Below are 17,171 nucleotides of genomic sequence, written 5' to 3'. Positions count from 1 at the left end.
TGACAAATATCGGACGCTGCCTGTCAGGCCAGAACCCGATCAGGCACCAGAATTTATAAAGCCATGGAAAGATAAATGAGCATCAGGTCATCCACAGCCCCATCCAGTACTCACCCGGACGAAAACTCAGAGCCTGATGCCACTCCTGTGGCGGTAAAGCGCTGGCTCGCACACATTGCTCCCGCAGCCGTTATCATCTTGATACTTTGGCTGCCGTTCGGTTTCGCCATGACCGGGCTGATCGAGGAGTGGGGGATTTTAGGACTCTTCGTCAAAAACGGGATATTCTTCATCTCCGATACCTCCAGCCCGCTGCCGTTACACGCACTGAGACCACTGACGATCCTTCCTCAGGCCGTTGCTTTCTGGCTTGACAACAACTCGTTCTTTTTTTGGCATGTTCTGTTAATTCTTGCACTGCTGATAAAAGGCTCTTCCGTTAGCTACATCATCGAGAAACTGACGAGCAGTTCAAAACTCGGAATCATTGCATGCGCACTGGTCATCATTTATCCAGCAGACACCATGCAACTTTCCTTCAGAAGCCTGCATATCAACTGGGCACTTAGCCTCACGCTATTGAGCAGTGCTGTTTTCCTGCACGCACTGTCACTTAACCGAAAGTCCCATGCCCTAATGCTAAGCATAGTGGCGAGTGCCCTGCTCTCCTCTGCCTGTTTCATGTATGAGGCTTCACTGCTGCTCGCCTGCATTCCAGCTTTGCTGTTGTTTATCCGTGACGGCATGCTATCGGCGCTGATTCAAATCAAACAGAAACTGCTGGAGCACGCGATCTGGGTCGCCGGAGCCGTTGTTTATGTTGCATACGCCCTCCACACCGCACCACTTGTAAACAGCTATCAAACAAGTGTTGTCGGGTCCAATCTGCTGGCAACTCTGAAAATCACCTACCCAAAACTCTTCAGCATCGGGCTACTGCGCAGCACACTTGGCGGCTGGTTTGATGCCGTACGAATTACCAAACATGAATTTTCCAGCTACGGATATGTAATCGCCGCAAGCGTTTTTTTCTTTTTGATTATCGCGGCGATACTTATATCTAATAGCAAGCACAACAAAGCTGCCCCCAAACAAAGCCTTTCTTTTAATGGCAGGCTCGCAATTGCAGGCGTGACACTCATTCTCCTTGGCTACTTTCCATTTCTGATTTCCCCTAGCCATCTCTTGGTTAGTCAAAGAACATTTTTATTTGCAACACCTGGCGCCGCACTTCTGCTGTTGGCAATCATCAGCACCGGATACCGCCTCTCCAAATCGATAACCAATATAGTTTTTGGTTTCTTTTTCATTATCGGAGTGTCATTCCAGCTTTACCAATTCCACCACTACATTGAAATCTCCCGCAAGCAGGCGACGGTACTCAATGAGATCACCGAAAAATTTGATGGCAATATCGAGAACAAGACCCTTCTGATTCTCGACCATGGGAATCAGCTGAACTACATATGGATGTTCATCAACGAGAGCCTGACCGGTTCTTTGTCCTTCTTGTATAACAAACCGATATCAGACATCCAGGTTTGCCATATGCCCAGCAAGCACTGGCAGCACTCGGATTCGCTGGGGCGTAAAGGTCGGTGCGTAGAGAACGCTCAGAACTGGACGTTCGAATACCCGACCCCGGTCAGCGGGCCGGGCTTTCCAGCCTCGGAGCAACCCGCAAGCCTGGTAATCCCCAAGACCTCAATCGTCACAGTGGAGATTGGCAACGAGAGTGAAGACAGTCAGAGCGGTCGTACAACTCCAGAGAGTCGAGGCGTTGTAGCGGAACGTCGAGATGCCATTGAAAGTGCACGCAACGCACAGACACGCTTCGTTCGCTTTGAAGACGCTGTTGTGAGTGACGAATACGACTGGACGTTTGGCAAATGGTGGAGCATGGAGTTGCCCACTCACGGTACTGGCTGGCGAGAAGCCGAGTGGGATATAGGCAGTTTTTATCACCATCCATCGGCCTGGAAAATTGATAAGCACGCCAACCTTGCTTTCGAATTCAAACCCGGAAGCGACATAGCTTATGAACTCAAAGGCCGGTTTACTCTATTCGCGGAACCAGACGCTCAAAGCAATATGGTCATCAAACTCAACGGCAAGACCTTACCTGTCCAATGGAGTGAAAACGGAGAGTTCGAGGCAAAAATCGATAACGGCGTACTAAAAAACGGCTCCAACAACCTGGAGTTAGACTCGCCGACCAACGATACCTACTATGGACTGTCCGCCCGACTGGAAGGTATCCATATAAAAAGGCAACAATAAGCCCCGCGAGACACCGGCTCACCGGGCATGGAAATATGCCCCGTGAGCTGGTGAAAAAATTGAAGCTCTTGGCGGGCTTCAACAATGCATCAATGATCAGTCAGCGATCTGTGACACCCAACTCCCGAGCGATCGCTCGCGCGACGAAATCCGAGCCGTGACGGGTCAAGTGAACGATGTCGAGATAAAAAGCATCACCACTCGATGCCGTCTCTCTCATGAGACAACCCTCCTCGTTACACATTTTCTGAGCCACTGAAATGTAAAGGGCGCCTGACTCCTGCGCCAAAATTCTCAAATCCCTTTCCGCAGCGTCGGTTCCAGTGTCCAGCTCACCATTCACCTCCTGCTCCTGACCCATTCCATACTTCTCGTAGTCCAACCGCTCTGATGGAATACGATGCAACGGATCATGACTCCACAAGTTGAAGGCAATACGAGAAGGCGTGTCTTTCCAGGCAGGCGTAGGCCCCAGGAGAATCACTCTACGACTCCCGGCATCCTGAATCTGTTTGACGGTCGCTGACAAAAGCGTCTTGTCATATCGCGGCCACATGCCAGCAAGAATCACAGTATCAGGCACCAGCTCGCGAACCTTATCGATGGTCCACTGATTGTTTGATTTGCACGCCGGATTCTTTCCCTGAAATCCGACTATCGGCGGGCATGACGAAGATGTGAATTGTGCCAGCCGGAATTGTCCGGAGCGATCCGCAAGCCCACGCAACCCCGAATATATGGCGGCGGCATCGGAATCTCCCCACAACACCCACAACGGCTTGTCACCCTTGTCTACGCACTCAGGAGCGTACTGGGTCGCTTCTTGCCCGACATCCATGAAACAGACGAGGTTACGAAGACCTGCGCGGTAGCCGTCGAGATCATATTCGGTCGCACGCTGGATGATTTGCGGGTACCGGGAAGGAAAGCCGCCAGATTTGAAAACGATGCCTGCCAATACACCCGCCACGCACATCAATGCACAAAGAACGAGGACACTGAAACGCTTACTGGAGCCCGAACGAAATGGACGCTCGATATAAACGTATGTAAGAGTCGCGAGAAAAGCACTGCCAGCCAGAAGACCTAAACGCACCAGCCAAGGCACACCTTCCGGATAGGCACTCCTGGCAAACGTCAGCAATGGCCAATGCCATAGATAAAGCGGGAAGCTGATCAGCCCGATAAACGTCATCACACGGTTGCTCAGCAGGGCTCGATTCATCCAGGCACCAGGGCCAGCCACAATAATGAGTGCGGCACCAATAACCGGAAAAAGTGCCCACTTGCCGGGAAAAGGTAATGTGCTATTGATGCGGAAAACTGCATAGACAATGAACAGCATTCCAATAACTGAAATTACAGTTCGCGTCTGCTGCCGATCAAATACCTGTGCAATCTTTTTCATTGATCGGCCGTACCTGTCAGCTCTCAAACACGAGCCCGACCCGAAGCAAGCCAACACCGCACCAACGACAAGCTCCCACCCTCGAGAAAGCGGCGAATAGAAAGTTGCGGTTGCGTGCTCATGCACTCCGATGATGTTCAGTACAAAGGATAAGACTCCAACAATGACAACAATTGGCAACAGCGGAATTCGCATTCGCCAGACAGCCCAAAACAAGAGCGGCCATATGACATAGAACTGCTCTTCTATCCCCAGTGACCACAGATGAAGCAGAGGCTTGAGCTCTGATGCCTTGTCAAAATAATCGGCCTCACCCCACAAAATGAAGTTTGAGACAAAAGTGGCACCACCAAGAACATGTTTTGCCAGCAGCGTCAGGTCATCGGCAAGCATCGTGCTCCAGCCGAAAGCCAAACATACGGCCAATACGGTAAATAGCGCGGGAAAAATGCGTCGGATGCGCCGGGAATAAAAGTCAGCAACGCTGAACGTACCCTGATCCAGCGTCGTGATGATGACCCTGGATATCAGGTAACCGGAGATGACAAAGAATATGTCCACCCCTACAAAACCGCCCCGCAACAGCGCAGGGAAGGCGTGAAAAAACAATACAGACAAAACAGCGATGGCCCGAAGCCCATCGATATCGGGCCGGTATCCAATATGACGGGTTTGATTACGCGAAACGGGAGAGACTACGGATTGGTTTTGAGTTGCGCTCATCGTCATCGGTATCTACCAAAACTGAGTTACTACCAAAGGGCGGACCTGAAGCCGTCCAAAAAGTGCAGAAAGAAGTACCGGCGATTATTTGACCAGCAGAAGCGAGTTGCGCCGCAAGCCCAGGATGGCTCAGCAGTCATCAGACTGCCTTGCAAACCTTCCGATACAAGTCGGCATAGGCCTTGGCCATCTCATCGGCTGAAAACACATCCCTGTAACGACACAGAGCACGTTGCCCCATCTCGCGAGCCAACTCATCGTTGTTCCAGAGTGTATTCATTGCGCCGGCCAGCGCCGTGGAGTCGCGCGGCGGGACTACGAGGCCGGTTTCATTCGCAAGATTGATAAACGTGGTACCGGAACCGATTTCACAGGAAATAAGCGGTTTTCCGTACATCGCCGCCTCGAGCAACGAAATACCGAACGACTCCGAGCGAAGATGCGACGGGAATACAAATCCATGGCATAACGTCAGCAACGCGGCCTTGTCGTCATCACCCAATCCGCCCAGAAAGTGCACATTGGTCAGGCCGAGGCGTGAAGCTTGCTCCTTCAGTTCGCTCTCCTGGTGCCCTCCTCCCAGAAGAACGACCGGCAACCCGGTAATCCGCGCCGCCTCAAGCAGATAGTCGAGGCCCTTGTAATAACGCAGGGCACCGACAAACAAAAAGAATTTCTCGCCAACCCTGACTCGCCAATCCGCGAGTTTTTGCGGCGTTGCGACTGGATAGGTTGTCGCGTCCAACCCATACGGGATGATTTCGACTTTATCGCGGAACCGGGTCAGCACCGGGCTGCTTTGCGCATAGTTCGGTGAAGAGGCAACGATGCAATCCACGCTGGACAGAAACCGGCTCATCAACGGCTCATATAGTTTGAGCAGCGTCTTTTGCTTGACGATATCCGAGTGATAGCTGACCACCGAAGGCTTGCCATGCCGACTGGCAAAATGAAGCAGATCCATATAGGGCCAAGGAAAGTGGTAGTGCACCACATCCGCTTCTTTGGCCAGCTCGGAAAAATCCTTGAAGGCCGACAACGAAAAGCCAGTCGAAGCCACATGTAGATCAAGTTTCGAGCGGTGAGTCAGGTGATTGCCTACCGTTTCGTTTCGCGCCGAGCCTCGCTCGCTGAGATAAAGAACCTGCGAAGAAAAACCGTGGCTGGCACCACCTTGGGCAATCTGAAAAATAACCTGTTCGATACCACCCATGGTTTCCGGGTAATAGGTTTTGAAAAAGTGCAGGACCTTGATCATGTTCCTTTGATTACCCTCTGGTAGACCTGCATGGTTTCGACGGCACAGCGCTCCCACGAGAAGCCCTGCGCATGCTGCTGTCCCTTGATGACCGCAGTCTCGCGCCAGGCATCATCGGTCAGCCCTCGCTCGAGCAGACGGGTCAGTTCGTCGACATCCATCGGCGCGCACATCAGCGCCGCCTCACCCGCGACCTCCGGAAGCGACGAACTGTTGGAACACACCACCGGCACCCCTGAACTCATTGCCTCGAGCACCGGCAAACCAAACCCCTCGTAAAGAGACGGAAAGGCAAACAGACGAGCACCGGCAAAAAGCAGCGGCAGATCTGCGCTCGGCACGAACCCGAGATAATGCGCCCAGCCTTCACGTCGCGCGCTCTCGAGCTTCCGATGAATCAAATCGCTGCGCCATCCCTGGTAGCCGGTGAGAATCAGCGGCCAGCGCGTTCGCAAGGCCAGCGGCAGTCGCTCATAGGCATCAAGGAGCGTCTCGATGTTCTTGCGCGGCTCGATCGTACCGACAAACAGCGTATAACCACCTCGCTCCAGCCCATGCCGATCGAGCGTAGCCCTGAGCTCGTCATGCGACCGGGGGTAAAACTCTGGAGAACTTGCCAGCGGCACGGTATGTATCCGCTCAATTGGCCATGAAAAATAGCTGGCCAACTCCTGGCGGGTAAACTCCGAATCGGTGATCAGCGCATCGGCTCTCACCAGTGTGGTCTTGAGCTCTTTCTGCAGGTAGCGGACCAGTTGTGGCGCATGACAGTGGGCCCAGGTAAAGGGCGAAAGATCATGAAACGTGGCGACACTGCGCCCGGCAAAGGGAGGGAGATAATAATTGGGACTGTGATACAGAAAGTCGCCGTGCCCCTTGAGGGCAGCCTTTCGCAGCATCGGCATCAACAATCGATAGGCTTCTACAGCTAGAAAATTCTTCTGTACCGCACGCTTCAAACCATAGCCACTACCGGATTCGTTCGCAGCAGTGGGCAATTCGGGCAAGAAACGTCGACCGGCAAAAAACTGCAGGTCTGTAATTTCGGGACTTTGCTGAAGTCTCAGCGCAAGTTCGTAGGTATAGCGACCGATACCGGTCAGTGGAAAGCGGATCGGCTCAACAGAGAGAACTAGCTTCATTTATTCCGCCGAAAGCATCCAACTCAGTGTTTTATCCAATCCTGGCGTATCCCAGCCCGCCACCAACTGGCAGAGACGAGTGTTATCACCACAGAGGATCTTCACTTCATTGGCTCGGACAAATGCCGGATTCACCTCGACCTCCAACTGGTGGCCGGTGTATGCAGAACACATGTCGATCACTTCACGAAGGGTATGACTCTTTCCGGAACTGACGTTGACGGTTTGCCCCAATGGTCTGGCCTCGATCAAGCCACGATACGCCTTGACCACTGCCCGCACATCACTGAAATCACGGGAAACATCCAGATTGCCCAGTTCGATCTTGTCGGCACGCCGACGAAAGTGCGTAACGATCTTGGGCAACAGGAAACTGTCGGCCTGACCCACGCCGGTATAGTTGAACGGGCGCGTAATCACGATCGGTAACCGGTTGAACCAAAGACTGGCCATGTACTCCATGGCGAGCTTACTGACCGCATAATCGTTGGCAGGTGCTGGTGAAGTGGTTTCGCTCAACAACCCCGCCGACGCATTGCCATAGACATTGGCGCTGCTCGCAAGCAGCACGCAATCTGGCACCTTGCCGCAGGCTTCAACAGCCTCCAGCAAATGGCGGGTGCCAATGAGATTGACGCGGTAGAACGCATCTGCGGCACCGTGCCCGACAAAGGCCAGCGCCGCAAGATGCACTACTACATCAGGTTGAATAGTTGCCAGCAACTCGCGCAGAGCAGGGCCATCGGCCAGATCCACCTGAAAATAACCAGGTTCGTCCGAGGGTTGCGTCCCCATTCCTATCACTTCATAGCCACCGGCCTTAAGCTCGGCAGCCATGTATCGACCAGTGAAACCTTGAACCCCTGTAATCAGCGCGCGTTTACCAGCAGTACTCATCAGAACGAAAATCCTTTTTCATTTCGGCGCAGGTCAGCTTCGACCATCATGCGGCACAGCTCTTCCAGCGTGGTTTTCGGTTCCCAACCCAATGCCGCCTTGGCCTTGGCCGGATTACCGATCAGCAGTTCAACTTCCGTAGGGCGGTAGAACTTCGGATTGATGGTGACCAGCACTTTGCCGGTTGCCTTGTCGGTACCCTGCTCGTCTTCCGCAGCGCCGCTCCAGGAAAGGTCAATCCCGGCAGCCTTGAACGCCATGGTGACAAAATCACGCACAGTTTCAGTGCGGTTGGTTGCCAGTACGAAAGTGTCCGGTTCATCGGCCTGCAGCATGCGCCACATGCCCTCGACGTATTCCTTGGCGAAACCCCAGTCGCGCTTGGCGTCCAGGTTGCCGAGTTCCATCTTGTCGAGCAGGCCCAGTTTGATCTTGGCCACGGAGTCGGTGATCTTGCGGGTCACGAACTCACGGCCACGCAGTGGCGATTCGTGATTGAACAGAATACCGCTGGTGGCGAAGATGCCATAGGACTCGCGGTAGTTGATGGTCATCCAGTGCGCGTACAGCTTGGCAACACCATAAGGGCTGCGTGGGTAGAACGGCGTGCTCTCGACCTGAGGAATCGCCTGGACCTTGCCGAACATCTCGGAGGTAGAAGCCTGGTAGAAACGTACCTTCGGGTTGACGATACGGATTGCTTCCAGAAGATTCACACAACCCATGCCGGTGATGTCGCCGGTCGTCAGAGGCTGATCGAAAGATACGCCTACAAAGCTCTGGGCCGCGAGGTTGTAGACCTCGGTGGCTTCGGTGGTCTGGAGCAGACGAATGCTGGCCGACAGGTCGGTCAGGTCATACTCGACCAGGTGCAGATTGGGATTGTTGTGGATCCCGAGCTCTTCGATACGCCAGAAATTGACAGAACTGGTCCGACGGTAGGTGCCGTAAACCGTGTAACCTTTTTCCAGCAGCAGTTCCGCCAGGTAGGCGCCGTCTTGCCCAGTAATGCCAGTAACGATAGCTTTCATGCGAATCCTCTAAACTCCATTTGAGCGCCTTTAGCAGGCTCTGTTGTGTCAAACGCGCCATTGGGCTCCACTGGAGAGCCGCAAATTCTTGCAGATCATACAGAATGCGGCCCCGAACGACGATACCCAACCTTCTTTCAACACGTAACCGTATACATCCTGCCAGCATTGACTGGCTGCAATTCTTGCTTGTCGCATTTCAAACGGAGCAACTGCAACGCAATACTCCTCGAAACGCTTCCCTTCTGAAATTCAAGGAATTGAAGAGTCCACAACGATTCCGCCCCCAATACTCTACGAACCCTAAAGAAATAATGCAGAAAGAGTGACACTCCTCTGCCCCCAGCCTAAAATGGCGTGTTTTTTTGATCACTAATCTGGTGCTATTAATGCGCAATGGTTCTGTAAGTATCGCGCTGTCGGATATCGTCGCTGCGACAAAACGATACGCTCTGGTAGGGATGCTAGGCTGGCAAGACGTCCGGCAGCGCTATAGAAGGTCGGCACTGGGCCCATTCTGGCTGACGATCAGTATGGGCGTGATGATCGGGACCATCGGGATAGTGTTCGGCCAGATCTTCAACTCCCCCATGCACGAGTTCCTTCCGTTTCTCGCCATCGGCATGATTCTCTGGAGCTTCATGTCCTCGGTCATCACCGAGGGTTGTACCGGCTTCATCGCTGCCGAAGGCATCATCAAGCAATTGCCGATCCCTTTGTTCACCCACATTCTTCGCATGATCTGGCGCAACATCCTGATCCTGGGCCACAACATCGTGATCTTCCCGCTGGTACTGCTTGCCGTCAGCAAGCCTCTGACCTGGCTGGCGTTCATCAGTATTCCCGGCCTTTTGCTGGCACTGCTGAACCTGACGTGGATCGCCTTGCTGCTGGGCATCCTCTGCGCACGCTATCGTGACCTGCCTCAGATTGTCGGAAGCTTGTTGCAAGTAGTGTTCTACCTCACACCGATCATGTGGATGCCGAGTTTGCTGCCTCAAAGGGCCGGGCTTTACCTGCTTGACCTGAATCCGGTCTACCACATCATGTCGATCGTCCGCTCCCCACTGATCGGGCAGTTGCCAACCGCCACCAACTGGTGGGTTTCCCTGGGCATGGCCGCTGTCGGCTGGGTCGTTGCGCTCGTGGTCTACGGCCGTTACAAGCGCCGCATCGCTTACTGGCTCTAAGAAGAACTCCTAATGTCGCTGATCGAATTCAAAAATGTTTGTGTGGATTTTCCGATCTACAACGCTAACGGCCGTTCCCTGAAGAAACGCCTGATTCAGGTTGCCACCGGTGGACAATTGGGCGCGGATCAACAGGGTCGCGTCATCGTCAGAGCGCTCGAAGACCTGACCTTCACCTTGCGTGACGGTGACCGGGTCGGGCTGCTGGGCCATAACGGCGCCGGCAAGAGTACGCTGCTGCGCCTGCTCAGCAGTGTCTATGAGCCATCGTCGGGCACCGCTCGAATCGATGGAGAGATCGGTTCCCTGATCGACATTTCCCTGGGAACGGATCCCGAGGCTACCGGGCGGGAGAACATCTACCTGCGCGGCGGAATTTTGGGCATGACCAAGGCACAGATCACCGAAAAGCTCGACGAGATCATTGAGTTTTCCGAACTGGGTGACTTTGTCGACATGCCTATCCGCACCTATTCCTCGGGCATGCACCTGCGCCTGGCTTTCGCAGTCTCGACCACGATCAAACCGGAAATCCTGCTGATGGACGAATGGCTATCGGTGGGTGATGAAGGCTTCAAGCACAAGGCCGAGATCCGCATGAACGAGCTGGTGAAATCGACCAACATTCTGGTGATTGCCAGCCACTCCCGCGAACTGGTCATGCACACCTGTAATCGGGTGCTGTGGCTGGAGCACGGCAAGATAAAAATGGATGGAGACCCGACAACGGTCACCACTGCCTACTTTGGAGCTTGAAGCTAATGAACAGCATTAAGCGCAATGGTGTGGAAATCGAAACGGCCTTTTCGATTGCGTCGAAGCGCTTGTTCGCGCGCGCAGTTTCCCATCCCGTCATCAGCGCGCCGACCGATGTCGAGATCGATGTCGCCAGCAGTGCCAGTGATATCCCTCATGCAACCTCACCAGCCATGAGCCGGATGCTGCGCCATCACGTCAAGCAGACACTTCGGCGGATTGCCCAGAGCGTTTTTCGCGTCACCCGGCCTTTCACGCGTCCGGTGCTCTTCCGCCTGCGCAACTATTTGAATGCCACGATCCGCCAGGACATGTTGCAAGAGTTCGCCACTCTCCAACAGGCGTTCGCCAGCCTGCAGGAGCAACAGCGCGAACAAACCCAGCAAGTCATGCTGGAGCTTCAGCGACTGACCAACTCGACGAATGTCCAGGCTTCCCTGTCGCGAGAACTTTTCGCCAGCCAGCTCCCGGTGGAAAAAGCCGGCCCGCAACTCGATCGAATCGAGCAATATGCATTGCTTGATGTCAACCGCATCGCCATCAACTCCGGACCGGATGAAACACTGGTCAAAACTGCAGTCGGCTATATGCTCTGCGGCGCCAGGGATCACGCTCTGCTGGCCAACCTGATGGAAGCAGGAGAGCTTGAACCTGGAACGCGGATTCTGATCGAGCGCATTATCAAACCTGGGGATGTCTATATCGATGTCGGGGCCAATATCGGAATGCATTCGATAGCCGCCGCTCGAGCCATGTCGGGACAAGGCAGGATATTTGCTTTTGAGCCATTCGAGCCGACCCGAAAACTGCTGGAAAGAAACCTGTGGCTCAACGGTTTTTCATCCATCAGCGAAATCTCCCATTACGCACTTTCGGACAAAGCGGGCAGTCACAAACTGCACCTGGGTGCTACCAGCGGCCACCATTCACTTTATGAGCTGGAACCCTCGACGTTTGCCCCGACGACTTCCGTGGACATCTCAACCATTACCCTGGACGAGTTTCTGCCGGAAGATCTGACTGCAAAGCTGCTGAAAATCGATGCGGAAGGCGCAGAAATCGATGTCATGAAAGGTGCGCGACGCCTGCTTGCCGCCAATCCAGAAATGCTTCTTATCGTTGAGCTTGGCCTCTCCCACCTGAAGCGAAATGCGATAAGCCTCGAGAACTGGCTCAAGAGTTTCACTGCTTCCGGACTGGTGTTCAGTGTTATCAATGAACGTACCGGCAACCTTGAAAGCTGGTCGGTCGAACAACTGTCGCACACAGACTCGGTCAATCTACTGTTTCACCGCCCGGAGTGGACTCATTCCGCAAGGAGTGACGCATGAAGACTGAAATCATCGTTGTAGGGGCCGGCGGCCATGCGAAGGTTTGCATCGAGCTACTGCAAGCCCAGGGCGAAAAAATTGCCTACTGCGTCGGCAATCCAGACAGCCCGGACACTTGCCTGGGCATCCCGGTTCTGAAAAGCGACGACCACCTGCCGGCGCTGCACAAGGACGGGTATGAACGAGCATTCATCGCCATCGGGTCAAACCCTGTCCGAAACAAACTGGCGAAAAAAGCAATTGAGACGGGCTTCAGACTGGTAAATGCCATCAGCCCTGCGGCAGTTGTTTCGCCCTCGGCCAACCTGGGCGTCGGCATTGCCGTCATGGCAGGCGCGGTGATCAATGCGGAGGTCTCCATATCCGACCTTTGTATTATCAACACCGGGGCGACTATCGACCACGATTGCGTGATCGGACTGGCGGCTCACATTGCCCCTCAGTGCGCACTGGCCGGTAACGTGCGCGTAGGCAATTTAAGTTTCGTCGGCATAGGCAGCAAAGTCATACCGGAAATTCATATCGGCGAGTCCGTCATGGTCGGTGCTGGCAGCGTCGTCATTTCGAATATCGATTCAGCAGTCACGGTTGTGGGTGTGCCTGCCAAAGCTTTGAACAAATTTTGAAGGAAGAGACATGAAACGTATTTCCGTTGCACAACCAAAACTCGCTGGAAACGAACGCAATTACGTGCTCGATTGCCTGGATACAAACTGGATCTCCTCCAACGGCAAGTACATCACCGCCTTTGAAGAAAGCTTTGCCGCGTTCTGTGGCGTCAAGCACGCGATCGCCACCAACAACGGCACCACCGCTCTGCACCTGGCCCTGGTCGTACTTGACCTGCAACCTGGCGACGAAGTGATCATCCCTACCGTGACCTACATCGCAACGGCCAACGCCGTACGCTATTGCGGCGCGACTCCGGTACTGGTGGATGTGTGCGCAGATACCATGAACATCGATCCACAAACGATCGAAAGCAAGATCACTGCCAAGACCAAGGGCATCATCCCGGTGCACCTCTATGGTCATCCGGCACAGATGGACGTCGTCAACGAAATCGCCCGCAAGCACAATCTGTGGGTTGTCGAGGACGCCGCCGAGGCTCACGGCGCCGAGGTCAAGGGCAGCAAAGTGGGCAGCCTGGGCACTTGCGCGACCTTCAGCTTTTTCGGCAACAAGATCATTACCACCGGCGAAGGCGGCATGATCACCACCAATGACGACGAACTCGCCGCCAAGCTGCGCCTGTTCCGTGGTCAGGGCATGGATCCGAATCGTCGCTACTGGTTCCCGGTAGTCGGTTACAACTATCGTATGACCAACATCCAGGCGGCCATTGGCCTGGCCCAGATGGAGAACATCGATACGGCACTTGCCGATCGCGAACGCCTGGCAGGCTGGTACAACGAAGCACTGGCAGAACTCAAGGGCAAGATCGTCCTGCCGACCGAGGCGTCATGGGCCAAGCAGGTCTTCTGGATGTACAACATCTTCCTGGCGGACGGTGATGAGCACAAACGTGACGCAGTCATGCAGAAACTGGATGCAATGGGCATCGAAACCCGTCCGGTCTTCTACCCGATGCACGTCCTGCCGCCTTACAAGGAAGACAACACCTACCCGGTAGCAGACCTGTGGTCTGGCCGTGGCATCAACCTGCCGACGCATCAGGATCTGACCCGGGAAGATGTCATCAGAATTGCGGCGAGCCTGCGCGAGGTCCTCGCGGCCTGATGAAAATCGCCCTTTGCTCCTCGTTCATGCCCTTCATCAGGGGCGGTGGAAGAAATATCGTCGACTGGCTGGCCTCGACCCTGACCGAAGCCGGGCACCAGGTAGAAGTCGTGTACCTGCCGGAACTCGACTCGCCTCCGGATATCCTGTTTCAGCAGATGATGGCGCTGCGCTGGGTAGACCTTCAGGCAGCGGACCGGATCATTTGCTTCCGGCCGCAGGCCCACCTGATACCGCATCCGCACAAGATCCTGTGGTTCATTCACCACATACGTACTTTTTACGATCTGTGGGACTCGCCTTATCGTGACTTCCCGGACACCGCGCACAATCGCGCTATCCGTGAATCCCTGATTGACGTGGATACCCGGGCAATGGGTGAAGCAAAGACTATTTTCACCAACTCGAAGGTTGTCTCTGGTCGCCTCAAGACCTTCAACGGTGTGGACAGTGAAGTGCTGTACCCTCCGGTTTTCGAACCGGAGCGCTTTTTCAGTGCCGGATACAACGACGAAATCGTGTGCATCTGTCGCCTGGAACACTACAAGCGCCAGCACTTGCTTATCGAAGCCCTCAGCTACACCAAGACTCCGGTTCGCTTGCGCATTATGGGAACTGGCGCAAGCCCGGACTACGGTATTGCGCTTCAACAAAAAGCCGAGACCTGCAATGTAGCCGATCGAGTGACTCTTGAAGACCGCTGGATCACCGAAGAAGAGAAAGTGGAGCACTTGTCGCAATGCCTGGCCGCCGCCTATCTGCCGATCGATGAAGACTCCTACGGCTATCCTTGCCTGGAGGCCAGCCACGCTCAGAAGCCTGTCCTGACCACCTCCGATTCCGGTGGCGTGCTTGAACTGATTCAGGACGGTTACAACGGCTACATCGCCGAACCGACTCCCGAATCACTGGCTCGAGCCATGGACAAATTGTACCGGGATAAAAACGTGACAGAAGCAATGGGCAAGAATGCCGCACAGCGATTGGTCGACTTGAAGATTTCATGGTCGCAGGTGCTGGAGCGTCTTTTGGCATGAAAGTATTAATCGTAAACAACATGGCACCGTTCATTTGGGGTGGCGCCGAAGAGCTGGCTGTCAACCTGCAGAAGAACCTGGTCATTTCCGGCCATGACGCGGAAATCCTGCGAATTCCGTTTCAATGGGAACCCTCGACAGGCATTCCCGCGCAAATGCTGTTGGCGCGCACCATGGAAATCGCCAATACCGATCACGTCATTGCCTTGAAGTTTCCCGCGTATCTGGTTCGGCATCACCGCAAATCGCTGTGGCTGCTTCATCAATACCGGCAAGCCTATGACTTGTATGATGCTGGCCAGACCAATCTGCCTCCGGGCCAGCACGGTGCGGATATCCGCAAGGTGATTGCCCATGCGGATAATGAAAGCTTCGCAGAGAGTCGCCACATCTACACCAACTCTGAAGTTACAAGACAGCGACTGCTGAAATACAACGGTTTTGACTCCAAGGTACTGCTTCCACCGGTCAACGACCCGGAAGTCTTCACCGGTGGCGAGTCTGATGACTACATATTTGCCGGCGGCCGGGTAAACGGCATGAAACGCCAGTACCTGCTTCTGCAAGCACTGGCGAAGGCCGATCGAAGAGTCAAAATGATCATCGCTGGGCCACCCGAGTCTCCTGCCGACACGCAACAATTGCACGCCATCATTGAACAACTCGGCCTGAAGGATCGCGTGAAGCTCGACCTGCGCTTTCTGCCCCGAGCCACCTATGTGGATTATGTCAATCGTGCGCTTGCCGTAGCCTACATCCCCTTTGATGAAGACTCACTTGGCTACGTGAGCATGGAAGCGGCCACTGCTCGCAAAGCGCTGATCACCACCACTGACAGTGGTGGCATTCTAGGCCTGGTCAAGCCCGGTGAAACCGGCTGGAGAGCAGAACCGACCGCAGAAGGTCTGGCCGAGGCGATGAGCGCCGCTTACGAAAGCAAGGCGCGAACCCGACAGTACGGAGAAGGAGCTCAGGCGCTGTGGAACAGCCTGGGCATAAATTGGCCCGAAACTGTCGAGGCGCTTCTGAAATGAAACTTGTCATATTCACACCTGCGGTCAAAACATCGGCTATCGGTCGAATGGCCCGACTCGTCGTTCGTCAACTCCTGGCCAACCAACATGAAGTTATCGTGGTTCGTACCGAAAGCCAGCACGTATCGGCGAAGGAGCTGCATGACTTCGGCTGCGCTGTGCTGCCATGGGACAACGACTCGCAAGTCACCCGCGAAATCGAGAGCGCCGATTGCTGCGTCTATCAGATTGGTAACAGCTATGAATTTCACGAAGGCGCCATCGCCTGGCTTGCAAAGGTGCCAGGAATTGTCTGCCTGCATGACTTCTTCCTGGGGCATCTGTTTTTTGGCTGGTCACAAAACCGACGCGAAGAAGCCATTCGAGTATTGAGTCAGTGGTACGGCGCAACGATTGCCGACGAATACTTCAAAATTCATGATGGCTCGGTGTTCATCAGCAAAACGCGAAACGAAGCACCACTGACCGAGTGGATCAGCTCAATGGCGACCTGCGTGATCACCCATAGCAATTGGGGCTGCGATCGCGTGATGGCCGCCTGCCCAGGCCCGGTTTTCGTTACGCCGCTGGCCTATGATGCGCCAGGAGCCACAGGCTCTGAGCTTCAGTCAGACAACGATAAGCTGAATGTCCTGACCATTGGCCATGTCAACCCCAACAAACGAGTCGAGAGTTGCATCCTGGCAATTGCCAGCAGCCCTGCATTGCGCTCGAACGTTCGTTATCGCCTGGTCGGCGCCATCCAGCCGGAAACCGAAAAAAGGTTGTCCGAACTGGCAAATGACAACGGCGTAGAGCTGATCATTTCCAATGAGGTCGACGACGCAGCGCTATCCATGGCCATCAGGGAAGCGGACGTCATCAGCTGCCTGCGCTGGCCTAGTCTGGAAGCCGCTTCAGCCTCGGCTATTGAAGCCATGCTCTATGGCAAAGCCACCATCGTTACCGATACCGGCTTCTACAGTGAGCTTCCCGATGAATTTGTGCTGAAGATATCCGTCGACAACGAAGTAGAAGACTTGAAGAAAATCTTCCTGTCTCTTCATAGCGACCAAACCTCGGCCAAGGCAATCGGAAAGCAGGCGCAGGAATGGGCACAAACCACCTTCACGGCCGAGAACTACGCACAGAAGCTGGAACAGGCCGTTCCTGCAGCGCTTCGAGCGAACGTCATCCTCTCGGCGGTCGAGCACTTTTCATCCATCTTCGAAAAATGGTCAGCGAACCCGGAACTGCTGGAAACCCCGGACATACTGCAGCCATTGAGTGTGTTTAACACCAATACCATCGTGTAAACCGTATGCGGTGGATCAGCGCTGCTGCTCCACCGCATTTCACAACCTT

General features: G+C 54.4%; 14 protein-coding genes. 9 read left to right on the top strand and 5 right to left on the bottom strand.

The window, feature by feature from the left end:
* Positions 1 to 75 precede the first annotated feature (75 nt).
* Complete coding sequence (locus CAF87_RS02795) at positions 76 to 2,280, top strand: hypothetical protein (RefSeq protein WP_085730543.1); 2,205 nt, start codon at positions 76 to 78, stop codon at positions 2,278 to 2,280.
* 100 nt (positions 2,281 to 2,380) lie between these two features.
* Here the strand turns inward: CAF87_RS02795 and CAF87_RS02790 are convergent, their stop codons facing one another.
* The 5 genes from CAF87_RS02790 to gmd form a co-directional block, all read right to left on the bottom strand.
* Positions 2,381 to 4,417 carry an acyltransferase family protein gene (locus tag CAF87_RS02790; RefSeq protein WP_256575961.1) on the bottom strand — a complete coding sequence of 679 codons (2,037 nt, stop codon included), beginning with the start codon at positions 4,415 to 4,417 and terminating at the stop codon, positions 2,381 to 2,383.
* A 133-nt stretch (positions 4,418 to 4,550) separates the two neighbouring features.
* Positions 4,551 to 5,669, bottom strand: coding sequence for a glycosyltransferase family 4 protein (locus tag CAF87_RS02785; protein WP_085730542.1), 1,119 nt, complete (start codon positions 5,667 to 5,669; stop codon positions 4,551 to 4,553).
* Complete coding sequence (locus tag CAF87_RS02780; protein ID WP_085730541.1) at positions 5,666 to 6,811, bottom strand: glycosyltransferase family 1 protein; 1,146 nt, start codon at positions 6,809 to 6,811, stop codon at positions 5,666 to 5,668. Before CAF87_RS02780 ends, CAF87_RS02785 begins: the two co-directional genes overlap by 4 nt.
* Positions 6,812 to 7,708 carry a GDP-mannose 4,6-dehydratase gene (locus CAF87_RS02775; protein ID WP_085730540.1) on the bottom strand — a complete coding sequence of 299 codons (897 nt, stop codon included), beginning with the start codon at positions 7,706 to 7,708 and terminating at the stop codon, positions 6,812 to 6,814. It lies immediately after the preceding gene.
* A complete protein-coding gene (gene gmd, locus CAF87_RS02770) occupies positions 7,708 to 8,739 on the bottom strand; it encodes a GDP-mannose 4,6-dehydratase (protein WP_085730539.1) in 1,032 nt (343 codons plus the stop codon). Before gmd ends, CAF87_RS02775 begins: the two co-directional genes overlap by 1 nt.
* Positions 8,740 to 9,104: 365 nt before the next feature.
* On the opposite strand from gmd, the gene CAF87_RS02765 reads away from it, so the two are divergent.
* From CAF87_RS02765 to CAF87_RS02730, 8 genes are read left to right on the top strand one after another with little or no spacing between them, the layout of a single operon-like run.
* Complete coding sequence (locus tag CAF87_RS02765; protein WP_256575958.1) at positions 9,105 to 9,929, top strand: ABC transporter permease; 825 nt, start codon at positions 9,105 to 9,107, stop codon at positions 9,927 to 9,929.
* A gap of 12 nt (positions 9,930 to 9,941) precedes the next feature.
* Complete coding sequence (locus tag CAF87_RS02760; protein ID WP_085730537.1) at positions 9,942 to 10,685, top strand: ABC transporter ATP-binding protein; 744 nt, start codon at positions 9,942 to 9,944, stop codon at positions 10,683 to 10,685.
* 5 nt (positions 10,686 to 10,690) lie between these two features.
* Positions 10,691 to 12,016, top strand: a complete 1,326-nt coding sequence (locus CAF87_RS02755; protein WP_085730536.1) for an FkbM family methyltransferase — start codon at positions 10,691 to 10,693, stop codon at positions 12,014 to 12,016.
* Positions 12,013 to 12,642: an acetyltransferase gene (locus tag CAF87_RS02750; protein WP_085730535.1), complete on the top strand. Its 630-nt coding sequence runs from the start codon at positions 12,013 to 12,015 to the stop codon at positions 12,640 to 12,642. The genes CAF87_RS02755 and CAF87_RS02750 overlap by 4 nt, the downstream gene beginning before the upstream one ends.
* A 10-nt stretch (positions 12,643 to 12,652) precedes the next feature.
* Entirely contained in the window at positions 12,653 to 13,756 is a 1,104-nt protein-coding gene (locus CAF87_RS02745) for a DegT/DnrJ/EryC1/StrS aminotransferase family protein (protein ID WP_085730534.1), read from the top strand.
* A complete protein-coding gene (locus tag CAF87_RS02740) occupies positions 13,756 to 14,793 on the top strand; it encodes a glycosyltransferase family 4 protein (RefSeq protein ID WP_085730533.1) in 1,038 nt (345 codons plus the stop codon). Before CAF87_RS02745 ends, CAF87_RS02740 begins: the two co-directional genes overlap by 1 nt.
* Positions 14,790 to 15,827 carry a glycosyltransferase family 4 protein gene (locus tag CAF87_RS02735; RefSeq protein WP_085730532.1) on the top strand — a complete coding sequence of 346 codons (1,038 nt, stop codon included), beginning with the start codon at positions 14,790 to 14,792 and terminating at the stop codon, positions 15,825 to 15,827. The genes CAF87_RS02740 and CAF87_RS02735 overlap by 4 nt, the downstream gene beginning before the upstream one ends.
* On the top strand, positions 15,824 to 17,122 hold the full coding sequence (locus tag CAF87_RS02730; protein ID WP_085730531.1) for a glycosyltransferase: 1,299 nt from the start codon (positions 15,824 to 15,826) through the stop codon (positions 17,120 to 17,122). Before CAF87_RS02735 ends, CAF87_RS02730 begins: the two co-directional genes overlap by 4 nt.
* The last annotated feature ends 49 nt before the right edge of the window (positions 17,123 to 17,171 follow it).

It is taken from the genome of Pseudomonas sp. R38(2017) (assembly GCF_002112395.1).
Lineage (GTDB): Bacteria > Pseudomonadota > Gammaproteobacteria > Pseudomonadales > Pseudomonadaceae > Aquipseudomonas.
The sequence above is the reverse complement of the archived record's forward strand: the minus strand, read 5'-3'. Positions and strand labels throughout refer to the sequence as shown.

Excerpts from the sequence above, each read along its gene's own strand:
- CAF87_RS02740 (WP_085730533.1), top strand. The coding sequence starts at position 13,756 with ATGAAAATCGCCCTTTGCTCCTCGTTCATGCCCTTCATCAGGGGCGGT.
- gmd (WP_085730539.1), bottom strand. The coding sequence starts at position 8,739 with ATGAAAGCTATCGTTACTGGCATTACTGGGCAAGACGGCGCCTACCTG.
- CAF87_RS02735 (WP_085730532.1), top strand. The coding sequence starts at position 14,790 with ATGAAAGTATTAATCGTAAACAACATGGCACCGTTCATTTGGGGTGGC.
- CAF87_RS02795 (WP_085730543.1), top strand. The coding sequence starts at position 76 with ATGAGCATCAGGTCATCCACAGCCCCATCCAGTACTCACCCGGACGAA.
- CAF87_RS02750 (WP_085730535.1), top strand. The coding sequence starts at position 12,013 with ATGAAGACTGAAATCATCGTTGTAGGGGCCGGCGGCCATGCGAAGGTT.
- CAF87_RS02780 (WP_085730541.1), bottom strand. The coding sequence starts at position 6,811 with ATGAAGCTAGTTCTCTCTGTTGAGCCGATCCGCTTTCCACTGACCGGT.
- CAF87_RS02745 (WP_085730534.1), top strand. The coding sequence starts at position 12,653 with ATGAAACGTATTTCCGTTGCACAACCAAAACTCGCTGGAAACGAACGC.
- CAF87_RS02785 (WP_085730542.1), bottom strand. The coding sequence starts at position 5,669 with ATGATCAAGGTCCTGCACTTTTTCAAAACCTATTACCCGGAAACCATG.
- CAF87_RS02775 (WP_085730540.1), bottom strand. The coding sequence starts at position 7,708 with ATGAGTACTGCTGGTAAACGCGCGCTGATTACAGGGGTTCAAGGTTTC.
- CAF87_RS02760 (WP_085730537.1), top strand. The coding sequence starts at position 9,942 with ATGTCGCTGATCGAATTCAAAAATGTTTGTGTGGATTTTCCGATCTAC.
- CAF87_RS02730 (WP_085730531.1), top strand. The coding sequence starts at position 15,824 with ATGAAACTTGTCATATTCACACCTGCGGTCAAAACATCGGCTATCGGT.
- CAF87_RS02755 (WP_085730536.1), top strand. The coding sequence starts at position 10,691 with ATGAACAGCATTAAGCGCAATGGTGTGGAAATCGAAACGGCCTTTTCG.
- CAF87_RS02790 (WP_256575961.1), bottom strand. The coding sequence starts at position 4,417 with ATGACGATGAGCGCAACTCAAAACCAATCCGTAGTCTCTCCCGTTTCG.